The 20,089-nt window shown below is 64.2% G+C and carries 19 protein-coding genes, 1 pseudogene and 1 riboswitch; of the genes and pseudogenes, 12 read left to right on the top strand and 8 right to left on the bottom strand.

Annotated elements, in window-relative coordinates; translation table 11 throughout:
* Window positions 1–20: 20 nt before the first annotated feature.
* Window positions 21–1,262: an MFS transporter gene (locus tag HMI59_RS02040; protein ID WP_193592634.1), complete on the bottom strand. Its 1,242-nt coding sequence runs from the start codon at window positions 1,260–1,262 to the stop codon at window positions 21–23.
* Between the two features lie 19 nt (window positions 1,263–1,281).
* A complete protein-coding gene (locus HMI59_RS02035; RefSeq protein WP_193592633.1) occupies window positions 1,282–1,725 on the bottom strand; it encodes a MarR family winged helix-turn-helix transcriptional regulator in 444 nt (147 codons plus the stop codon).
* Window positions 1,726–1,942: 217 nt separating this feature from the next.
* On the opposite strand from HMI59_RS02035, the gene HMI59_RS02030 reads away from it, so the two are divergent.
* The 5 genes and pseudogenes from HMI59_RS02030 to cycA all read left to right on the top strand — a co-directional run bounded on the left by HMI59_RS02030 (window position 1,943) and on the right by cycA (window position 5,820).
* The gene (locus HMI59_RS02030) at window positions 1,943–2,272 is read left to right on the top strand and encodes a PadR family transcriptional regulator (RefSeq protein ID WP_031217003.1); all 330 of its coding nucleotides are present in this window, start codon (window positions 1,943–1,945) and stop codon (window positions 2,270–2,272) included.
* A 1-nt stretch (window position 2,273) separates the two neighbouring features.
* A complete protein-coding gene (locus HMI59_RS02025; RefSeq protein ID WP_021473905.1) occupies window positions 2,274–2,639 on the top strand; it encodes a DUF1048 domain-containing protein in 366 nt (121 codons plus the stop codon).
* 3 nt (window positions 2,640–2,642) lie between these two features.
* Window positions 2,643–3,428, top strand: coding sequence for an ABC transporter ATP-binding protein (locus HMI59_RS02020; protein ID WP_166185952.1), 786 nt, complete (start codon window positions 2,643–2,645; stop codon window positions 3,426–3,428).
* A pseudogene (locus HMI59_RS02015) lies at window positions 3,425–4,186 on the top strand (ABC transporter permease). Before HMI59_RS02020 ends, HMI59_RS02015 begins: the two are co-directional and overlap by 4 nt.
* Before the next feature lie 173 nt (window positions 4,187–4,359).
* Entirely contained in the window at window positions 4,360–5,820 is a 1,461-nt protein-coding gene (gene cycA, locus HMI59_RS02010; RefSeq protein ID WP_021473902.1) for a D-serine/D-alanine/glycine transporter, read from the top strand.
* A 692-nt stretch (window positions 5,821–6,512) separates the two neighbouring features.
* On the opposite strand, the gene HMI59_RS02005 is transcribed toward cycA, so the two are convergent.
* The 3 genes from HMI59_RS02005 to HMI59_RS01995 all read right to left on the bottom strand — a co-directional run bounded on the left by HMI59_RS02005 (window position 6,513) and on the right by HMI59_RS01995 (window position 10,514).
* Window positions 6,513–7,658 carry a mannitol-1-phosphate 5-dehydrogenase gene (locus HMI59_RS02005; RefSeq protein WP_193592632.1) on the bottom strand — a complete coding sequence of 382 codons (1,146 nt, stop codon included), beginning with the start codon at window positions 7,656–7,658 and terminating at the stop codon, window positions 6,513–6,515.
* A complete protein-coding gene (locus HMI59_RS02000) occupies window positions 7,658–9,727 on the bottom strand; it encodes a PTS mannitol transporter subunit IICBA (RefSeq protein ID WP_193592631.1) in 2,070 nt (689 codons plus the stop codon). Before HMI59_RS02000 ends, HMI59_RS02005 begins: the two co-directional genes overlap by 1 nt.
* A gap of 64 nt (window positions 9,728–9,791) precedes the next feature.
* Window positions 9,792–10,514, bottom strand: a complete 723-nt coding sequence (locus HMI59_RS01995; RefSeq protein WP_021473031.1) for a TetR/AcrR family transcriptional regulator — start codon at window positions 10,512–10,514, stop codon at window positions 9,792–9,794.
* Window positions 10,515–10,643: 129 nt separating this feature from the next.
* On the opposite strand from HMI59_RS01995, the gene ptsP reads away from it, so the two are divergent.
* The 6 genes from ptsP to HMI59_RS01965 all read left to right on the top strand — a co-directional run bounded on the left by ptsP (window position 10,644) and on the right by HMI59_RS01965 (window position 14,732).
* The gene (gene ptsP / locus HMI59_RS01990; RefSeq protein WP_193592630.1) at window positions 10,644–12,344 is read left to right on the top strand and encodes a phosphoenolpyruvate--protein phosphotransferase; all 1,701 of its coding nucleotides are present in this window, start codon (window positions 10,644–10,646) and stop codon (window positions 12,342–12,344) included.
* A 60-nt stretch (window positions 12,345–12,404) separates the two neighbouring features.
* Complete coding sequence (locus tag HMI59_RS01985; RefSeq protein WP_021473029.1) at window positions 12,405–12,683, top strand: HPr family phosphocarrier protein; 279 nt, start codon at window positions 12,405–12,407, stop codon at window positions 12,681–12,683.
* Window positions 12,684–12,818: 135 nt separating this feature from the next.
* Entirely contained in the window at window positions 12,819–13,238 is a 420-nt protein-coding gene (locus tag HMI59_RS01980; RefSeq protein WP_166185957.1) for a helix-turn-helix domain-containing protein, read from the top strand.
* 80 nt (window positions 13,239–13,318) lie between these two features.
* The gene (locus HMI59_RS01975; RefSeq protein WP_021473027.1) at window positions 13,319–13,561 is read left to right on the top strand and encodes a hypothetical protein; all 243 of its coding nucleotides are present in this window, start codon (window positions 13,319–13,321) and stop codon (window positions 13,559–13,561) included.
* 17 nt (window positions 13,562–13,578) lie between these two features.
* A complete protein-coding gene (locus tag HMI59_RS01970; protein WP_227471507.1) occupies window positions 13,579–14,391 on the top strand; it encodes an alpha/beta fold hydrolase in 813 nt (270 codons plus the stop codon).
* A gap of 98 nt (window positions 14,392–14,489) precedes the next feature.
* A complete protein-coding gene (locus HMI59_RS01965) occupies window positions 14,490–14,732 on the top strand; it encodes a DUF6480 family protein (protein WP_021473025.1) in 243 nt (80 codons plus the stop codon).
* A 7-nt stretch (window positions 14,733–14,739) separates the two neighbouring features.
* On the opposite strand, the gene HMI59_RS01960 is transcribed toward HMI59_RS01965, so the two are convergent.
* The gene (locus tag HMI59_RS01960) at window positions 14,740–15,807 is read right to left on the bottom strand and encodes an ATP-dependent DNA ligase (protein WP_193592629.1); all 1,068 of its coding nucleotides are present in this window, start codon (window positions 15,805–15,807) and stop codon (window positions 14,740–14,742) included.
* Window positions 15,808–16,022: 215 nt separating this feature from the next.
* Window positions 16,023–16,170, top strand: a riboswitch (cyclic di-AMP (ydaO/yuaA leader).
* A gap of 4 nt (window positions 16,171–16,174) precedes the next feature.
* Between HMI59_RS01960 and HMI59_RS01955 the strand changes: the two genes are divergently transcribed.
* Window positions 16,175–17,467, top strand: a complete 1,293-nt coding sequence (locus tag HMI59_RS01955) for a hypothetical protein (RefSeq protein ID WP_193592628.1) — start codon at window positions 16,175–16,177, stop codon at window positions 17,465–17,467.
* A gap of 237 nt (window positions 17,468–17,704) precedes the next feature.
* On the opposite strand, the gene HMI59_RS01950 is transcribed toward HMI59_RS01955, so the two are convergent.
* Both HMI59_RS01950 and HMI59_RS01945 read right to left on the bottom strand, forming a co-directional pair.
* A complete protein-coding gene (locus tag HMI59_RS01950) occupies window positions 17,705–18,625 on the bottom strand; it encodes an AEC family transporter (RefSeq protein WP_193592627.1) in 921 nt (306 codons plus the stop codon).
* A 132-nt stretch (window positions 18,626–18,757) separates the two neighbouring features.
* Window positions 18,758–19,972: a CdaR family transcriptional regulator gene (locus tag HMI59_RS01945; protein WP_227471506.1), complete on the bottom strand. Its 1,215-nt coding sequence runs from the start codon at window positions 19,970–19,972 to the stop codon at window positions 18,758–18,760.
* Between the last annotated feature and the right edge of the window lie 117 nt (window positions 19,973–20,089).

Genomic DNA, 20,089 nt, shown 5'->3' with positions numbered 1-20,089 from the left:
GCTCGAAACGCGCACTGCTGCTACTTAGTTGGGTGCTGGACTAGGTGGGGTTCGTGGGCCTTCAGGTAGTTGCGCCCGCCGAATGCCACCAGGATGGCGAACACCATGGCCACGGCGCCGGCGAAGAACGGCACCTGGGGACCGAAATGTTCGCCGAGCTGCGCGGCCGCGAACGGCGCCAGTGCACCGCCCATCCAGCGGACAAAGTTATACCCGGCGGAGGCAACGGGTCGCGGTGAATCGGAAACACCCATGGCCAGTTCGGTGTAGATCGTATTGTTGACGCCCAGCAGGGCGCCGGCAGCGATGACAAGCACGACGACGGCCGGCACCGAGTGCCCCGCGGCGAGTCCCAGCCCGATCAGGTCGAGCATGAGGAAGAACAGCGTCCCGGTGAGGACCTTGACCGCACCGAAGCGATTCTGCAGGACCGGGGCCACAAAAACCGAGAACACTGCAACAGCAACGCCCCAACCGAAGAACACTCCCCCGATGCCGTACGCGTCCATGCCAAGGATGAACGGGGTGAAGGCCAGGATGGTGAAGAAGCCGTAGTTGTAGAACAGCGCACTGGCGGCGGTGGTGCTGAGACCCTTATGGCCGAGCGCAAGGAGCGGATCCCGCAGCCGCGCTTTCTTGGCAGGGGCCGGGGTCTTGGGCAGCAAAGCGATCAGGGCGATGAAAGCGGCAGCCATCAGGACCGCGGTGCCAAAGAAGGGGGCACGCCACTGCCAGCCACCCAACAAGGCACCCAGCAGTGGTCCGAGCGAGATACCCAGGCCCAAGGCTGCCTCATAGAGGATGATCGCCGTTCCGGTTCCACCGCTGGCAACGCCGACGATCACCGCCAACGCCGTGGCCACGAACAACGCATTACCCAGTCCCCAGCCGGCACGGAAGCCCACCAGCTGTTCCACACTGCCGGAGAGCCCGGACAGCGAAGCGAACACCACGATCACCGCGAGGCCAATCAGCAGCGTTTTCTTGCCGCCGATCCGCGAGGAAACGAAGCCGCTAATGAGCATGGCCACGGCCGTCACCAGGAAGTAGCTGGTGAACAAGAGGGACACTTCGCTGGTGGAGGCGTCCAGGTTTTCGGCGATCGCGGGAAGAATGGGGTCAACAAGGCCGATACCCATGAAGGCGAATACTGCGGCGAGGGCCGTTGCCCACACTGCCTTGGGCTGCTTGAGGAAAGAAACCTTCTCGGCTTCCAAGGTGTTTTCGGCGCTTGTTGAGGCGTCAGCCAACTGGCGTGACATGGGGTGTGCCCCTTTCGGATTAGTTCTGGAAAGCGTTGTTGATCTTTGTGATCACGGGCAGTGCCGCCGTCAGGTGCCCAAGTTCGTCGTCGCTGAGTTCCTGCAACAGCGTGGCTACCAGCTCGTTCCTGCGCTGGTTGGCAGAGTCGACGGCGGTCATGCCGGCTTGGGTGATGGCGACCTGCACGGCCCGGGAGTCATCGGGGTCCGGCTGCCTGCTGACGAGGCCTGCGCGCTCAAGCTTGATGATTTGTTCGGTAGCGCTGGGGACCTTGATTCCAAGGTTCCGGGCGACGTCTCCGACGCGGAGACCGCCGTCGGAAATCATGGCCAGCAGGCTGAGCTGCGCTGCCGTGAGATCCCCTTCAGGGTCCAGCCGGCGGAACATGTATACGCCCAAGCGCAGGGTCTCACGGAATTCCTGCGCTAGGTCGAGGAGCGCGGGATCGAAAGCTTTGATCATATTTAGGTACCCTAATAGTTAGGGTACCTAAATGTCAACAATGTCCCAACTGGGTCGCAGCTAAGCGCGTTTTCAGCCGTGAGAACGCGCACTAATGCGACCTGGTTGGGTTGGCCAAAAAAGCTTGCCGCGGGCTGCAACTAAGTATTGCTAAGTACCGCTACTCAGTCTTACTATGTACTGGTAGTTAGTAAGACTGAGTAGCGAGAGGTCTCCCATGGGAAAGCAAATGACGGAGATGCTCAAGGGGACGCTGGAAGGCATCGTTCTGGCCCTCCTCACCGGACAAGCCGCGTACGGATACGAAATAACCACCAAATTGCGGGCCCGGGGCTTCACCGATATCGCCGAAGGCACCGTGTATGCCCTATTGGTCCGGATTGAGCAGAAGGGCCTGGTGGACGTCGAGAAGCGTCCGTCGGAAAAAGGTCCACCCCGCAAGGTGTACACGCTCAATACCAAGGGCGAGAACGAACTCAAGGAATTTTGGAACACGTGGAGCTTCTTGTCCGAACGGCTCGAAGAACTCCGCAAGGGAGGGAACTGACATGACGGCGAAATGGATCGAAACGGTCACCGGATCACTCGAACAAAAGAAGCAGTACAAGCAGGCGAAATCCCGGATGGACGCGCTCCCCGAGCCGTACCGGACCGTGGCCGCTGCCTACAACCGGTACCTGATGTACTACGGCGGCGTGACCGAGGGCGGGACCATGGTCCAGATGTTCACGGACCTCGCCGATCTCTGGGAACGTGCAGCGATCGACGGCGCACCCATCGGCGGGATTGTCGGGGAGGACCCCATCGAGTTCGCTGAAACCTTCGCCCAGGCCTACGGGGGGAAGCGCTGGATCGACAAGGAACGCGAACGGCTCACCAAGGCCGTGGAAGACGCCAAAAAGAAGGAGGAGTGAGTCATGAGCCTTCCAGCTTCGGCCCCGGCAATTGTTGTGGAGGGCGTCCGGAAGTCCTTCAAGGACACCGATGTTCTTCGAGGCGTCGATTTCGACGTTCCACGCGGGAGCATCTTCGCGTTGTTGGGCTCCAATGGAGCAGGGAAGACCACGCTGGTGAGGATCCTGTCCACGCTGCTCGCAGCGGACGGCGGGGAAGCCGCCGTCGAGGGCTTCGACGTCGGCGCCCAGCCTCATAAGGTTCGCGAAGTCATCAGCCTGACCGGGCAGTTCGCTGCCGTCGACGAGATCCTCACGGGCAGGGAGAACCTGGTGCTGGTGGCAAGGTTGCGGCATCTGGCGCACCCGCAACAAGCCGCAGACCAGTTGCTTGCGCGGTTCGGACTCACGGACGCGGGGGCGCGGAAGGCCGCAACCTACTCAGGCGGCATGCGCCGTCGGCTGGATATTGCCATGAGCCTGGTCGGCGAACCTCGGGTCGTCTTCCTCGATGAGCCCACCACGGGGCTTGATCCCGAGGCCAGGCTGGAAGTGTGGGACATCGTCAGGAACCTCGCCAGCCAAGGCACTACCGTGCTCCTCACCACCCAGTACCTTGACGAGGCGGAGAACCTCGCGGACAGAATCGCCATCCTGCACGGCGGCCGGATCATCGCCAATGGAACGTTGGCGGAACTCAAGCGCCTCCTTCCGCCAGCCACGGTGGAGTATGTCGAAAAGCAACCCAGCCTCGAGGCCATCTTCCTTGCGCTGGTGGGACATGGCGAATCAGTGAAGGACAGGTCATGAGCACGCATTTCGTGATGGATACCGCGGTACTGACCGGCCGTTCCATGCGGCACATCTTCCGGAGCGTGGACACCATCATCACCACCGCGATCACACCGATCGCCTTGATGCTGCTGTTCGTCTACGTCTTTGGGGGCGCCATCCGCACCGGGACTTCCAACTATGTGAACTACCTCCTGCCCGGCATCATGCTGATCGCCATCGCCTCGGGCATTGCCTACACGGCGGTCCGCCTCTTCACCGATTTGCAGGGCGGAATTTTCGAGCGGTTCCGGTCAATGCCGGTATCACGGTAGTCGGTACTCTGGGCGCACGTCCTGACGTCCCTCGCGGCAAACGGCCTATCCTTGGTGATCATTGTTGGCGTTGCGCTTCTCATGGGATTCCGCACATCGGCCACCATCCTTGACTGGCTCGCAGTGGCCGGCATCCTGGCACTTTTCACGCTTGCCCTGACCTGGATAGCCATCATCGCCGGGCTCTCCGCGAAATCGGTGGACGGTGCGGGAGGATTCTCCTACCCGTTGATCTTCCTGCCCTTCATCAGCTCGGCTTTCGTCCCCACGGACACCATGCCGGGACCTGTCCGCTGGTTCGCGGAAAACCAGCCGGTCACGTCGATCGTCAACACCCTCCAGAACCTGTTCGCGCAGGAGCCCGTGGGATCGGACATTTGGGTGGCACTGGCGTGGTGCCTCGGCATCCTCGCGGTGGCGTACGCCGCTGCCAACGGGATCTACCGACGGAGAAACGGTTAGGGAGGCGCGGACGTGGTGCTGCGCAGGCACCACGTCCGCGGTCGATTAAGCCGCCACGACATCCGCCAACCGATCGATTGGTCAATTACCCACACTTGGCTATAGCTTGGTCAAGCAGATTTGTAACGGCCGTCACCTTTGTGACGGTTCTTTCGAAGGGTTCTTGAACAAACATGTCAGACCAAACAACCACGGGGCAGCGCGCCGCCTCAAGCAGGGACAGCGAACCACACCTGTCACGCGCGCTCAGCAACCGCCACATTCAGCTCCTCGCTATCGGCGGCGCAATCGGAACCGGCCTGTTCATGGGTTCGGGCAAGACCATTTCCGTAGCCGGCCCTTCCGTCATCTTTGTCTACATGATCATCGGCTTCATGCTCTTCTTCGTGATGCGCGCCATGGGCCAACTCCTGCTGTCCAACCTCAACTACAAGTCCTTCAGCGACTTCGCGGGCGACCTCCTGGGACCCTGGGCGGGCTTCTTCACGGGCTGGACGTACTGGTTCTGCTGGGTAGTAACGGGCGTCGCGGACGTCATCGCGATCGCCGGTTACGCCAACGAGCTCTGGCCTGGTATCCAATTGTGGATCCCGGGCCTGGCCACCATCCTCATCCTGCTGCTCCTGAACCTGCCCACTGTCAAAGCTTTCGGCGAGACGGAATTCTGGTTCGCGCTGATCAAGATCGTGGCAATCGTTGCCCTGATCGTTGTTGGCCTCGTGATGATCTTCACCGGCTTCCAGTCGAACGCCGGCACGGCCAGCTTCACCAACCTGTGGAGCCACGGCGGTTTCTTCCCCAAGGAATTCATGGGCTTCGTGGCCGGCTTCCAGATCGCTGTCTTCGCGTTCGTGGGTATCGAGTTGGTTGGCACCGCGGCAGCTGAAACCAAGAACCCGGAGCACAACCTCCCCCGCGCCATCAACGCCATTCCGTTGCGCGTCATGCTCTTTTACGTAGGCGCCCTCATCATCCTCATGTCCGTTACCCCGTGGACCGAGTTCAAGGCCGGGCACAGCCCCTTCATCGCGATGTTCTCCTTGGCCGGCCTCGGCATGGCCGCGACCGTGGTGAACCTGGTGGTGCTGACTTCTGCAATGTCCTCGGCCAACTCCGGTATCTACTCAACCTCCCGGATGGTCTTCGGCCTCGCGAACGACGGCGACGCGCCCAAGCTTTTCGGCCACCTCTCCCGCCGCAAAGTACCCCAGAACGCCCTGTTCCTGTCCTGCGTCCTGCTGCTGGCCGGCGTCGTCCTCCTCTACGCCGGCAAGGACGTTGGCGCCGCGTTCGACATGGTGACCACGGTATCCGCGGTCTGCTTCATGTTCGTTTGGTCCATCATCCTGGCCAGCTACCTCGTCTACCGCAAGCGCCGCCCCGAGCAGCACGCAGCCTCCCCGTTCAAGATGCCCGGCGGCATCCCCATGGTCTGGGTGGTGTTCGCATTCTTCGCGTTCCTGGTCTGGGCCCTGACGACGCAGCCGGACACGCTCACTGCACTGCTCGTCACGCCGATCTGGTTCGCCGTCCTCGGCATCGCCTACGCCGTGGTCCGCCGGTCACCCCTCCACCAGGCCCGCGTGGCCGAGTGGAAGGCCATGGCTGAGAGGGAAACCGCGGCAGCGCGCTAAGCCCTCACGCAATAAAAGCCCGACGTCGGACACCCAGCCTGGGTGCCCGACGTCGGGCTTTGCGTTTTCCCCCTGCTACCGCCCTTCTCTCACATCCCGACGCCTTTTCCGGATTGCTCTCCCACATCCCGACGCGTTTCGGGCGATCCTCTCGCACCATGCAGAGGGATGGGTGGTTAGCGGGGCTGGGCCGGATTGGTGGGGTCACCCTGCGACGGCGGGTTAACCGGAGGGCCCGACGTCGCGGGGCTCACCGGCGAACCTGTGCTCGACTGGCTCACCTGGGGGTGGTGGGCGCGGTGGTTCCGCGTGGCTCCGTTCCACCCTTGAGCGCGTTGAGCCGGCTCTCGAGAATCTGGATGACCGGGAGCCTGTTGCCGTGGGCGCGCTCGTAGTCGAGAAGGAGTTGGATGCCCTCCTGGTCAAGGCCGGAAATCCGCGACGGCAGGGTGCCGTTGGGGATGTGAGAGAGCGTCCCGCCAAACGCGGCGGGAGGTGATAGAGGAACCGCCGAAAACGCGCGGGAGGTGATAGAGCGTCGGGGGCGCCGAGCGCCTCTTGACCAAGAGAAGAGCCCGACGCCGGCACAGGTGAGTGACGGGTCGGGCTCTTCTGTTGGTGATAGAGGAACCGCCGGAACCGGCGGGAAGTGATAGAGGAACCGGCGAAAACCGGCGGGAGGTGATAGAGGATCAGCGGGCTTGGCGGTCCTCGACGAGTTTCTGCACGGCGGGGAACAGCGGATGCGACGGCGGAAGTTCCGTGACCCGTTCGACGACGGCGGCCGCATCCAGTTCGGACAGCAGCTTGGCGAGCTCCACGGCTTCGTCGTCCGAATGTTCGTCGAATCGAAGGGCTGCCGACATCGCCTCGAGCAACGCCACGGGTGTCACGCCGCGTTCGGCCAGCTCCGCAGCGGGCCCGACGAACCGTTCGTGCCGTCCGAGCTTCCGCAGGGGTGCCCGGCCAACCCGGACCACGGTATCCGGCAGGTGGGGGTTGGTGAAGCGGGACAGGATCTTCTGCACATACGCTTCCTGCTCCGCTTCCGCAAAGCCGTGCTTGACCACCAGGAGTTCCTTGGTTTCCTCCAGCACGGCCCGCACCTTTGCCGCGACGGAAGGGTCGGCCATGGCATCGGAAATCTTCTCCAGCCCCGCCTGGTACCCGAAGTATGCAGCCGAGGCGTGGCCCGTGTTCACCGTGAAGAGCTTGCGCTCGATGTAGGGACCCAGCTCGTCCACGAAGGTCGCGCCCGGGATGACCGGTGCGTTGCCGCCGAGGGGAGTCCGGTCGATGACCCACTCATAGAAGGTCTCCACGGTGACGTCCAGGCCCTGGCCCGGGGCCTGATTGGGGACGATCCGGTCCACTGCGGTGTTGGCGAAGACAGCCACGGCATCCAGGCTGCCTGCGGACTCGTCCCACGCGGAGCGGACCTCCTGCTGCAGGATGTCCGTGGCGTTGATCGCGTTCTCGCAAGCCATCACCTGGAGCGGGGGCAGCCCTGCGGGACGGGCAGCCAGGCCGCGGGCGATCACGGGTGCCACGAACTTGAGGATGTGCGGCCCCACGGCGGTGGTGACCACATCCGCCGTCGAGATTTCCTCCACGACGGCAGCCTCCTCGGTTGCCGAGTTCAGTGCGCGGAAGCCGTCCACGGTCTTGACCGCGGCGTGCTCGCCCACTTCATGCACCTCGTAGCTGTCCGCGCCGGCCAACTGGCTGATGAGCGCGTCCGCGACATCCGCGAACACCACTTCGTAGCCGGCCTCGTGCAGCAAAAGCCCCACGAATCCCCGTCCAATGTTGCCTGCCCCAAAATGGACTGCCTTCACTATGCGTTGACCTTTCCGAACAGCTCCAGGACTTCCTCAACCGTGGTTGCTTCCTCCAAGCGGGCCACCTGGGCCTTGTTGGTGAAGATCTTCGCGATTGAGGACAGGATGTGGAGGTGTTCATTGTTGAGGCCGGCCACACCGACCACGAACTTCACTTGCTTGCCGCCCCAGTCGATGCCTTCGGGGTAGCGGACGATCGAAACAGCGGAGTGCTTGATGTGGTCCTTGGCGTCGTTGGTGCCGTGCGGGATGGCCAGGAAGCTGCCCATGTAGGTGGACACTGATTCCTCGCGTTCGTGCATGGCGTGGACGTAGCTGACATCCACTGCGTCGCGGTCCAGGAGGAGCTGGCCGGCCTCGTCGATGGCAGAGTCACGGTCCTGCGCAGAGCCGTTCAGCTTCACGCTTTCGGCAAGCAGGACGCCCTTACCTTCGACGGCGGTGGCCGGCTCGGCGGCATGCGCACCATGGCTGGTACCCGGCGCAGCGGGAGTGGCAGCTGCGGCAGGCCGGGCACCCGCGGTGGTTTCCGGCGTCGTGCTTTCTCCGACGGCGGCACCGCCTGCCTCTGCGTCGTTGCTGGTCCGCACCAGTTCAACGATCTCGTCATACTTGGGGCTGTTCATGAAGTTGTCCACCGAGTAGTGCACGGCGGACGAGGTCCGCGGCTGTGCCCGTTCGGTGAGGTCCTGGTGCGTGACCACAACGTCGTAGGTGTCGCTCAGGTTGGCGATTGCGGAGTTGGTGACCTTGACGTCCGGGAAGCCGGCTGCCTTGATCTTGTTCCGCAGCACCGAGGCACCCATGGCGCTGGAACCCATGCCGGCGTCGCAAGCGAAGACAATGTTCCGGACGGGACGGGTGAGGACGGTGCCTTCACCGCGGCCGGCGGCGGATTCATCGCCCACCAAGGCGGAGGAAACGGAGCTCTTCTTGCCCTTCATGGCTTCCATGCGGGACGTGGCGGCGCTGAGGTCGTCTTCGCCCTTGTTCTTGGAGGTCCGAAGGATGAGCGATGCGATCAGGAAGGACACTGCCGTTGCGAGGACCACAGCCAGGATGACGCCCACATAGCTGTCGCGGGAAGTCTGGGCCAGTACGGCAATGATGGAACCCGGAGCTGCGGGAGCAACGAGGCCGGAGTTGGTGATGGCCAGGGTTGCGATGCCGGTCATGCCGCCGCCGATGGCAGCGAGGATCAGGATCGGCTTCATCAGGACGTACGGGAAGTAGATCTCGTGGATACCGCCGAGGAAGTGGATGACGGCAGCACCGGGAGCCGAAGCCTTGGCAGCGCCGCGGCCGAAGAACATGTAGGCCAGCAGGATGCCGAAGCCGGGGCCGGGGTTGGCCTCAAGCAGGAAGAGGATGGACTTGCCCTGGTCCAGGGACTGCTGAATGCCCAAAGGTGTGAGGACACCGTGGTTGATGGCGTTGTTGAGGAAGAGGACCTTGGCCGGCTCGATGAAGATGCTGGTCAGGGGAAGCAGGCCGTTGTTGACGAGGAAGCCCACAACGGCACCCGCACCTTCAGTGAAGCGCTGGACCACCCAGGACAGACCATAGAAACCGCCGAGGGCCAACGCTGCGCCCCAGATGCCCGCGGAGAAGTTGTTCACCAGCATTTCGAAGCCCGGGCGGATCTTCCCGTCCCACAGACGGTCGATCTGCTTCATGGTCCAACCGCCCAGCGGGCCCATGATCATGGCACCGATGAACATTGGCGAGTCGGTTCCTGCGATGACACCCATGGTTGCGATGGCACCAACCACACCGCCGCGGACGTCATAGACCATCCGCCCGCCTGTGTACGCGATCAGGATCGGAAGGAGGTAGGTGACCATCGGGCCGACGATGCCCCCGTTGGGCTCGCCCTCGGCGTTGGTGCCGAACCCGCCCAACTCGGCAACGGGGAACCAGCCCTTCTCGATGAACAGGGCCGTAATGAGGCCCCACGCGATGAAGGCTCCGATGTTGGGCATGATCATGCCGGACAGGAAGGTTCCGAATTTTTGGACACCAACGCGAACGCTGGTGCGGGGCTTCGCAACGGTCTCTGTTGCCATGTGAATTCCTAACGTGTTTCCCGCGGCGGCGCGGGGTCAGTCGATATAGATCGAGAGGACAGCTTTAGGAGCTGCTGGAGATGCGGTGAAGCCATTCCAGGAAAAGCTTCAATTCAGAACTGGACAGTTGGTCAGAATGCGAGGCCTGCAGTGCCGCATTCAGGGCGATTGCCGCAACAACCACGGAGGACTTACCGGAGTCCTCCGCTGCGGCGCCACGGGCGGTATCCGTGGAGACGGCGAAGATCATGGAATCCCGGGTCATTGTTGATAGCTCCAGGTTCCGGTCTTCGGCCGGTTCGGCGATGAGCATGAGCGTGACGCCCACATTGGCCGCGAGGATGCTGCGCGCCGCTTCGCGGGGCGGCACATTGATCTGTCCTGAGATGGCGGCCTTGTTCAGCATCTCCTCCAGGAGGGCTTCCGCGTCGGCCACAATGGCCGGGCGGCTCTCCGGGCGGATATTGCCGAACATCACCAAGTACAGATGGGGCTGGGAGAGTCCGAACCTGACGTGGTTGTCCCACATCCGCCTGACGTCCTCCAGGGGTTCCCCGGACGGTGCAAAGTCGCGCTCCTTGGCCACGTACTCTTCAAAACCGGCCGACACGACAGCGTCGAACAAGCCCTCTTTGGTTCCGAAGTGGTGGTAGAGCGTGGGCGCCGTGACACCGGCAAGCTTGGTGATTTGGCGCGTTGAGACCGCTGACCCTTCCGAATTTGCCAGCAATTCGGCAGCTGCGCGAAGCAACCGAATTTTAGGCGGAAGCTGGTCATCGAAACTCATAGCCGCTACCCTAGCACCTATAGCGTTGCTATATGAAGTGGCTCACAGCACAATTTTGTAAGCTCGACTTCAAGGCTCGTGGTGCCGATGCCGCAGGGTCAGATCCAACCAGCAGGAACAGAGGATTCAGTGCAGAATTTCCAAGGAGTAGGGGTAAGCCCTGGACGCATCATTGGTTCCGTTCGGCAGATGCCCAAGCCGGTCAGCGAACCGCCCGCGGGCGAACGGCTCGCAGCGGACGCCAGCCCGGAAGACGCCGTCGCCGGTTTGAAGGCAGCAGCCCAAACCGTCCATGACGAGCTCAAACGCCGGGCAGATACCGCCAGCGGCGACGGCAAGGCCGTCCTCGAAGCGACGGCACTGATGGCCAAGGACACCATGCTGCTGAAATCGGCCACCAAGCTGATCAATGCAGGGACCTCCCCGGAACGAGCCATCTGGGAAGCCGGCGCCTCCGTCTCCGAAATGCTGCATAACCTGGGCGGCTACATGGCCGAACGCGCCACCGACGTCCTGGATGTCCGCGCCCGCATCGTCGCCGAACTTCGCGGCGTTCCCGCACCCGGCATCCCCTCCTCGGCAACCCCCTTCATCCTCGTCGCCGAAGACCTCGCCCCCGCCGATACCGCCACACTGGACCCCTCCACAGTGCTGGCCCTGGTCACCTCCGGCGGCGGACCGCAGTCACACACCGCGATCATCGCCCGCTCCCTTGGCCTCCCCGCCGTGGTGGCAGCGCACGGCGTCGACTCCGTACCCGACGGAACCGAGATCTACGTCGACGGCGCCGCGGGCCTCGTCTCCCTGGAACCCTCCAATGAACAGCGCACCGCCGCAACGGCCTGGGCGGAAACCTCGGCAACGCTCGCTTCCTTCGACGGAAACGGCACGACGGCGGACGGACACCTGGTGCCGCTGCTCGCCAACGTCGGAGGTGCCAAGGACGCGGTCGCCGCCGCGGGGCTGGGTGCCCAGGGCGTTGGCCTGTTCCGCACCGAGTTCTGCTTCCTCGAACGCGACACCGAGCCCTCCGTGGACGAACAGGCCGCGGCCTACAAGGCAGTGTTTGACGCGTTCCCCGGCAAGAAGGTTGTGCTCCGCACCCTGGACGCCGGCGCGGACAAGCCCCTGCCCTTCCTCACCGATGCCACAGAACCCAACCCCGCGCTGGGCGTCCGCGGCTACCGGACCGACTTCACCACCCCCGGCGTCCTGGAACGCCAACTCTCCGCGATCGCACAGGCCGCCTCCGAATCAGAAGCCGACGTGTGGGTCATGGCCCCCATGATCTCCACCGCAGCCGAAGCCGGCCGCTTCGCCTCACTCTGCGCCGCCGCCGGACTGAAGACACCCGGCGTAATGGTGGAAGTACCCTCGGCAGCACTCACCGCCGCAACAGTACTCAGGGAAGTCGCTTTCGCCTCACTCGGCACCAACGACCTCACCCAGTACGCCATGGCAGCCGACCGCCAACTGGGCCCCTTGGCCGAACTGAACACTCCGTGGCAGCCCGCAGTTCTCCGGCTCGTGCAGCTCACCGTGGAAGGCTCCGCCGCCGAAGCATCCGGCCGGGAAGGCGATCCCAAGCCTGTCGGCGTGTGTGGCGAGGCGGCCGCGGACCCTGCGCTCGCCGTCGTACTCACGGGCCTTGGCGTCAGCACGCTGTCCATGACCGCGCGCTCGCTGGCCGCCGTCGGGACTGTGCTGAAGACCGTCACACAGGAACAGGCGCAGGAGCTGGCCCGGCTGGCCCTGTCCGCACCAAGTGCGACGGAAGCCCGCGAGTGGGTGCGCGCCAAGCTCCCGGTGCTCGAAGAGCTCGGGCTGTAAGTCCAGCCCGACCCGCCGCATCCGCAAGTTCCGCAAGTTCCCAACCGCAAGGAGAAACCCATGCCCGAACGCACAGCTACCATCGCCAGCAAGTCCGGCCTCCACGCGCGTCCCGCGGCGCTCTTTGCCGAGGCAGCCGGTGAACAGTCCGTGGACGTCACCATCGCCATGCAGGGAGAACCCGCCGAAGACGCCCTCGACGCCGCCAGCATCCTGTCCCTGATGACGCTTGGCGCGGCCAAGGGCGATGTGGTGGTGCTCCGGGCCGAGGGTGAAGGTGCTGACGAGGCACTGGATGCCTTGGTGAAACTGTTGGAAACGGACCTGGACGCCGTCTGACTCTTGGCTTGCCGCCCGATTCGATGGCTCGCTGCGTGTTAGACGGTAGGAAACGTCTAACACGCAGCTAATCGTCGAAACAGGCGAACCGGCATGCAACACCGCCTTGGGGTGCAGCCGCGCTAGGCTTCTGCCATGGCATTGATAGCTCCCCGCGTCACGGCCGGCCTTCCCGCCGATGACGCCCGGAACCTGGCACGCTCGCTCCAGGACAGCAACGACATCACTGTGTTCGTCGATGGCACCGTCCACCGCCTGCCCGATCAGGCGAAGGACGCCGTCGTCGACCTCCTCGCGCGGCTCAGCAGGGGCGAAACCGTGACCGTCAGCAGTGTCGAGGAGATGCTCACCACCTCCCAGGCAGCTGAGCTTGCCGGGATTTCGCACACCTATCTGCGGAATATGACCGACCGCGGCGAAATCCCCGTGGAGTACCGGGGAACCCATCGCCGTATCCGGCAGGCTGCCATCATGGCCTGGCTGGAAAAGCAGAAGCGCAAGGAAGCCGCGGCCAGTGCGGCAGAGGAAGCCCCGGGACCTGACGACACGCCGTAGACAGGGCGTGGTGATAAGGATCAAGCAACGATCCCGGCCAAGAGGCGGAGTGCCGCAAACGCCGGGGTTACGCTTATTTGGTGGGAAATTTCAAGGGGTGGCATATCGTGGCCGGAGCGGCCGCCATGGCTGTTGCCGCACCCCTTGGTTCGGCCATGGGATTGAACTTCGTGGCCACGTTCATGTTCGCGTGCGTTGTGTTCGTCGCCGTCGCGATGTGGACGGAATCAAAGATCGCCCGACGCCGGGAAGCGGCCAACGCTGCCGACGTTCACCAGAGCGCGGATGAATCAGCCGGGTCCGACGACCCCGCGCGGGAGTAGAACAGGTGCGAGGACGATTGACACGCCGCACGCCCCTGCGCTCGGAAGACGTCGAAGCCGGCGGGCTTAAGGGTCGCATCCTTTGGACCAACGGAACCCCGCCGCCCGGCTCGCAGCCATCGCCCGGCTCCCCGGACAGCCCCGTGTACATCCTGATTCACGGCATCGGCGTCTCACACCGCTACCTTGCCCGCCTCCACGCCGTCCTTGCCGCTGGTTCGCCGACGTACTCGTTCGACCTGCCGGGTTTTGCGGGCACGCCCACACCGGACCACCAAGTCATGGCCGAGGAATACGGTGCCTTCATTGCGGAGACGTTGAAAGCGAAGGGCATCACTTCCTACGTGCTGGTGGGCCACTCCATGGGCGTCCAGTTCGCCATCGAGGCTGCGCTTCATGCACCGGAGCAGGCCTCGCACGTGGTTCTGATGGGTCCTGTGGTGGATTCGAAGCACAAGAACGTACGGCGGCAATCGCTGGCCCTCTTCCTGGATGGGCTCCTTCGCGAAAGTCCGTCCTCCAACTGGATCGTCGTCTCCGACTACTTCCTGTGCGGGCCCCGCTGGTACCTCACCGAGCTGCCCGTGATGATGGAGTACCCCACCGAGAAACGACTGAGCCTTGTGGGGAACCCCGTGCTGATCCTGCGAGGCAGCCGCGACCACGTGGCAGGACCCGAATGGTCGCTGCGGCTCTCCCGAGCTGTTCCCCAAGGCAGGCTGGTGGAGATTCCGGGAGTGGGACACGTGGCCCAGCACATGAGGCCGAAGGCCGTTGCGGACGCGATCCGGAGCTTCGTCGCCGCAACGTCGGACCGTACGCAGGCATAGCCTCACGACGGCGGCACGCCCCTTGTTGCGCTGGACAGGACACGGTTAGGCTGGCAGGGCAAGCCAAATAGTAAGTTTGCTTAGGAAGGGGTTTGACCATGACAAGCTATGACCCGGAAGACGATCCGCAGACCTTCGGAGTGTCCGGCGCGGCCGAGCCCGACAGCATCCATGAAGACCCGGACATGAGGCAGGACGAAGACCGCGATCCCGCCGCATCAGCGAACCCGGATCCGGACAACGGCAACGTCACAGGGCTTGAACCCGGCGGCGGAGTACCCCCGGGAGAAACGCCTCCAGCGGAAGACAGCATGAGCATGGATCAAGGGCACGAGGAATAGAACTCCCCTACTTCAGCTTGAGGATCTCGCCGAGGTTATAGTCGGCCGGCTCCTCCAGCTGTGAGTACGTGCAGCTTTCAGGAGTCCGGTCCGGCCGCCACCTGCGGAATTGCGTGGTGTGCCGGAACCGGTCTCCTTCCATGTAGTCGTACGCCACTTCGATCACCAGCTCGGGCCGCAGAGGAACAAAGGAAAAGTCCTTGCCGGCACTCCAGCGGCTTTGGGCCCCCGGCATCCTCGAACCAACCGCCGCTCCGGTTTCCTGGCTGGCCCACTCTCCCCAGGGGTGGTCCGCGATCTCCACCTGGTACGGCTCCAACTCGGCCACCATCGCCTTCCGCTTCGCCATGGGGAAGGCGGCCACCACTCCGACGTGGTGGAGTTTGCCGGAATCGTCATAGAGCCCCAGCAGCATCGACCCCACGACGTCCGCCGTCTTGTGCCAACGGAAACCGGCCACCACGCAGTCCGCCGTCCGTTCATGCTTGGTCTTGAACATCACCCGCTTGTTCGGCTGGTAGGTACCGTCGAGCGGTTTGGACAGCACGCCGTCGAGCCCTGCTCCCTCAAGCTGCACGAACCATTCCTTTGCCCGCTCTAGGTCGGTGACCGCAGGCGTCACGTACACGGGCGGCTCGGCATCGGCGAGCGCCTTTTCCAGCGCAGCACGGCGCTCGGAGAACGGCCGGGCAGTGAGGTCTTCGTCCCCGAGGGCCAGGAGGTCGAACCCGACGAAGGAGGACGGCGTCTTCTCTGCAAGCATCCGGACGCGGCTGTCGGCGGGGTGGATGCGCTGCTGCAGTCCTTCGAAGTCGAGCCGGTTGCCGGAAATAAGGATGATCTCGCCATCCACCACGCATTTCTCCGGCAGGTTCTTCTTCAACGCCTCCACCAGCTCAGGGAAGTACCGGGTCATGGGTTTCTCGTTCCGGCTGCCCAGGATGACGTCATCCCCGTCCCTGAAGACGATGGTCCGGAACCCGTCCCATTTGGGTTCGTAGTGCCCAACCTCAGGAATGTTGGGCACGGATTTGGCGAGCATGGGCGAAACGGGTGGCATCACGGGTAGGTCCATAGCTCATGTCTACCGGCCGGTAGACGCCGAAAGCTAGTGTTCAGCAGGGATATGTGGACGGTGTGTGGCGCGTCCGTCCGCCAGCGCGGGCGCTGCCGGCCCTCATGTACCGTCCGTTACATTAATGTGACTTTACTTCCCTGCTGCTGTAACTTCGTAGGGCGACCCGTATCTCCGCTGGGCCGCTTCCGGGCTGACGCCGAGCTCTGCCGCATCCCGGAATCCCGCCAGACCCGCGGCAGAGACGGGGGACCCAGAGTTCCCGGGCCTGTTCCCCGCAGGCCCTTGGGGTGAAGCCGCCACGTGCGGCCGGACGGCCTCGTCCGAACCCGACAGCTAACCTCGCAGGCGTTGAGAGGCAAACACCATGTCCCCAACCATGGATCAGCCGCGCCGTGCCCAAGGGGACGGCCAGCCCACCAAGCCAACCGGACGCCGTCGGGCCCAGCCCAGCGGTCCGGCCACCGAAATGGATAGCACGACGGCGGTACCCGCCACCGCAACCGACCCCACCGCTGCGCCCATGACACGAGCACAGCGACGGGCGATGGAACGCGAGCGCGCGGCCCAGGCAGTCGTGGCTCCGGAAGCTGCACCGAGTGCTGAGTCCGACTCCGAACCCACCGCTGAATCCCCCACCGAAGAGCCGCGCACCGAAGCCATCCCCGTAGTTGCCGCTCCTCCGCGCTCGGAGTCCACTACGCCCGGACCGCCCACGGCTGCCATCCCCGTGGTGAAGGCCACGCCGGCGGAGCCCGCCACTGAGCCCGAGCCCGCGACTGCCGCTATTCCGGTGGTTTCGGCGCACGTTGCCGCCGCGGCCGGGACCCCCCAGCCCAAGACGCCGGCCCGGATCGCCGCTGACGCTACAGCCGCCGCCGGATTGGCCAGTCGCAAGACCGCCCGTGGCCAGCACGACGGCGCACGTCCTGCGGCAGGACGAGCCGCAGGACGCAATGCTGCGAAGTCGGCCTTTGGTTCCTTTGCTTCCTCCTCCTTCACCAAGGAACCCCACGCCGTCCTGACCAAGGCAGCGTCCGTGAAGACCATGAGCCAGCGCATGGCGGTGGTCGCCGGAGCACTGGGCCTGGTCCTCACGGTGGGAACGGTAAGCCAAGCCATGGACCTGCCGATCTTCGGACAGGACACTCAAAACCAGGCCAGCGGCGCTAACAATTCCGGCGAAGACCGGGCAACGGGCTCGGCCACTCCTGGCCCGACGCCGTCCTACTCCACCGCGTCCTCGACGTCGGCCGCTACGACGGATACCGGGCAGTCCGCCGTCGAAGCAGCCTCTCCGGCAGCGGCAGCACCGCCGTCGTCCACTCCGACGCCGCAGGTTTCGTTGGCCGACCCCAAGTGGGTTCCGTCCACCGCCCCTTCGGCCGTGGTTCCAGTACCGGGCGTGACGTCGCCCGTTCCGAGCCAGCCGGCACCGCCGTCGGACAACATCACGGCGCCTTCGCCCAGCACGACGCCTTCTACGACGACGACGCCAACCACCACCCCAACGCCCACGCCGACGACGACGCAGACTTCCAAGCCGCGGCCCAGCGACTCCCCGAAGCCGGGCTCCGACCCTAAGTCCAGCGCACCGACGGAGGCTCCGAGCCTGGACGTGGACGGCCTGCTCGACGCAGCCAAGGGGGTCCTCAAGTGAGCACCCGCATGCCCCGCACCACTACCCACATCGGCTGGCACGGCCGGTACTGCTGCAGCAGCCGGACGGCCACTTTCCGCCATCGGATGGGCCGCTGGAGCCACCAGCGGCTGCGCCGTTTCTGACGGGCGCCGCTAACAAACAAGTGTGAAACCAAGAAGGCAGGGACCCGGCAAGGGTTCCTGCCTTCTGTTCTGCCACCCGACTCTTCCGCCACCGGGTCGGTCACATGTTTCGCTACCCCAAGAGCCACGCGACCACCAGCAAGGCCCCCACGCAGAGCACTGTGGTCAGGAGGATGACGTCGCGCGCAACAACAGTGCCCCGGCCATACGGGGAAGCGAAAAGGAACACGTTCTGTGCCGTGGGAAGCGCACCCATGATGACCAACGCCAGGAGGTGCTGCCCTTCGAGCCCGAAGACGAACCGCCCCAGCGCCCAGACCACCAAGGGCATCCCCACGAGTTTCAGGAGCGTCGCCACCACGGTTTCCACCCGGCCGTCGCCCTTCTGCAGCGGAGCGCGGCCCGCCAAGGACATCCCGAAGGCGAGCAGCACCATGGGCACGGCAGCTCCGGCCAACATATCGATGGGCCGCTGGACCAGTTCCGGAACCTTCCACCGGGTCAACGCCACCACCACGCCCAGCGCTGACGCGATGATCATGGGATTCCCCAACGGCTGCAGGACCACCCGCTTCCAAGGCACCTTCGCCCCTCCGGCCACACCAAGGATGGTGACGTAGAAGGGCGCCAGGACCAGGAGTTGCACCAGCAGGACCGGGGCCACGTGCTGGGCCGTTCCCACCGCATAGAGGGAAACGGGGATCCCGATGTTGTTGGCATTGGCATAGCTGCTGGCCATGGCTCCCACAGCCGTTTCGGCCACGGGCCTTCGGAAAAAGAGGAAACTCAGCAGGCAGTACAGGAGCCCCATCGCGGCAGCAGACAGAAGGGCCAGCGGGGCGTCGACGCCGAGCGCGGCCCCTATGTCGCTCCCGGCCACCACGGTGAAGAGCAGCGCCGGGTTGGTGATGTAGAAGGCGGTGCGGGTCAGCGCACCCTGCACTTCCGGGGCGAGCAGTTTGCACCGGACGGCCAGGTAGCCCACGGCAATGACTGCCGAAATGATGAGGATGCCGGAGACGACGCCGCCCACCCCGCCCCCTTTCGCATTGGTAACAGGTGCCGCTTGGAGCGGTTTCCCTAATTACCAGTCCCGCGAGAAACCGCTTTCTCACACTAAGCTTACGGGCAGGGACTGTCCATCGGAGTTCATCCTGTGGCGCCTCTAGATCCGTGGCCTGACCGCCCAGCGCCGGGCCTTCAGCGCGGCGTGAAGCTCCAACCGGATAGCACCGCTGAGGGGATCGGCCCCAATGAGTTGGCGGATCCTGCCGAGTCGGTTGTAAATACTGCTGCGATGCAGGTGGAGCTTGGCGGCGACATCCTGCACCGAACCGTCGTTGTCGTAGAGGAGCTCCAGGACGGGCAGGAGTTCACCGTTTCGATCCTGCCCTTCAAGGGTGCTGTAGTGGACGGATCCCGTGTCGTCCCAACCGCCGGGCGCCTGCAGACGGTCGAAGAGTTGATAGACCCCCACCGACCGGCTGTCCACCAGCTCTCCCAGCGACGGTTCGACAGCCGCCGCCTGGGCAGCCACCTTCGACTGCCGGTACGCCCCGGCAAGCTGCCGGATCACTTGTATTGGTTCGCTGATGCCCAGGATGATGCGGTCCACCGAACGGCCGGCACGTTTGGCCAACTCCAGCTGGTAGTGCACCAGTACTTGCGCATGAACGGCCCGGCCGCCCGATTCACGGAAGAGGACCACCGAATGCGTCTCGGTCCCGGCGCTGAAGAGGGCAACATCGACGCCGATGGTGGACTGAAGCGCCGCGGAACGGTGGGTCAAGGTGGCGTCCAAAGGATCGACGCCGGACCCGGCACCACCGGCGTCCAGGATGGTCACCACCTGCCAGGGACCCTTGCCCTGGATCTCCTTCCACCCGGCCACCGCAGCCACCGCGTTGGATTCCCCGCCACAGGCGGCCAGGAACTCCTGCTCCCTCCGGCGGCGGAACTCGGACTCCGCCGTGTTCGAGTCCAACAGCAAGGCCGCGAGCAGGTCCAACTCGTCACGCACGCCGGGCAGCTGGGTGAGGATCGCCGTCGCACTTTGCTCCTCAAGGTCCTGCTGCACCCACAGGTAACCGACGCGGAAGCCGCGCACCAACAGCGGTACGCAAACGCGCCCCAGCATGCCCAAGTCAGGGTTGGCCGGAATCACAACGGGACGGACCGCCGTCGCGATACCGTGCGAAAGCTGCCAGGCGCTGACGTCGCTGGGCACACGCTTGCTGAGCAGGAAATTCACCCGGACGCGGTCCGCGTGGGACTGGTTGGAACTGTACGCGAGGAGGACACCGTCAAGGTCCTCAAGCGACAATCCCCTGCCCAGCTTTAGCGCTACGCGTTCGACGAGTTGCTCAACGTCCTGCTGCATCAAAAAAGCGTACCAACAGCAGGCGACACTTGACGCTCCGCTTCTCGACAAATGTCGAGCTCAGCCCTTGATATTCCGCGGAATCCGCAGCCGGATCCACACCAGTCCATGTCACCT

Source organism: Paenarthrobacter sp. YJN-5 (genome assembly GCF_015040095.1).
GTDB classification, from domain to species: domain Bacteria; phylum Actinomycetota; class Actinomycetes; order Actinomycetales; family Micrococcaceae; genus Arthrobacter; species Arthrobacter ureafaciens.
The sequence above is the reverse complement of the archived record's forward strand: the minus strand, read 5'-3'. Positions and strand labels throughout refer to the sequence as shown.

Coding starts and splice junctions, on each gene's coding strand:
- HMI59_RS01995 (WP_021473031.1), bottom strand. CDS start 10,514: ATGAGTTTCGATGACCAGCTTCCGCCTAAAATTCGGTTGCTTCGCGCA.
- HMI59_RS01985 (WP_021473029.1), top strand. CDS start 12,405: ATGCCCGAACGCACAGCTACCATCGCCAGCAAGTCCGGCCTCCACGCG.
- HMI59_RS02035 (WP_193592633.1), bottom strand. CDS start 1,725: ATGATCAAAGCTTTCGATCCCGCGCTCCTCGACCTAGCGCAGGAATTC.
- HMI59_RS02040 (WP_193592634.1), bottom strand. CDS start 1,262: ATGTCACGCCAGTTGGCTGACGCCTCAACAAGCGCCGAAAACACCTTG.
- HMI59_RS01955 (WP_193592628.1), top strand. CDS start 16,175: ATGTCCCCAACCATGGATCAGCCGCGCCGTGCCCAAGGGGACGGCCAG.
- HMI59_RS02030 (WP_031217003.1), top strand. CDS start 1,943: ATGGGAAAGCAAATGACGGAGATGCTCAAGGGGACGCTGGAAGGCATC.
- HMI59_RS02000 (WP_193592631.1), bottom strand. CDS start 9,727: ATGGCAACAGAGACCGTTGCGAAGCCCCGCACCAGCGTTCGCGTTGGT.
- HMI59_RS01945 (WP_227471506.1), bottom strand. CDS start 19,972: ATGCAGCAGGACGTTGAGCAACTCGTCGAACGCGTAGCGCTAAAGCTG.
- HMI59_RS01960 (WP_193592629.1), bottom strand. CDS start 15,807: ATGGACCTACCCGTGATGCCACCCGTTTCGCCCATGCTCGCCAAATCC.
- HMI59_RS01965 (WP_021473025.1), top strand. CDS start 14,490: ATGACAAGCTATGACCCGGAAGACGATCCGCAGACCTTCGGAGTGTCC.
- HMI59_RS01980 (WP_166185957.1), top strand. CDS start 12,819: ATGGCATTGATAGCTCCCCGCGTCACGGCCGGCCTTCCCGCCGATGAC.
- cycA (WP_021473902.1), top strand. CDS start 4,360: ATGTCAGACCAAACAACCACGGGGCAGCGCGCCGCCTCAAGCAGGGAC.
- HMI59_RS02020 (WP_166185952.1), top strand. CDS start 2,643: ATGAGCCTTCCAGCTTCGGCCCCGGCAATTGTTGTGGAGGGCGTCCGG.
- HMI59_RS02025 (WP_021473905.1), top strand. CDS start 2,274: ATGACGGCGAAATGGATCGAAACGGTCACCGGATCACTCGAACAAAAG.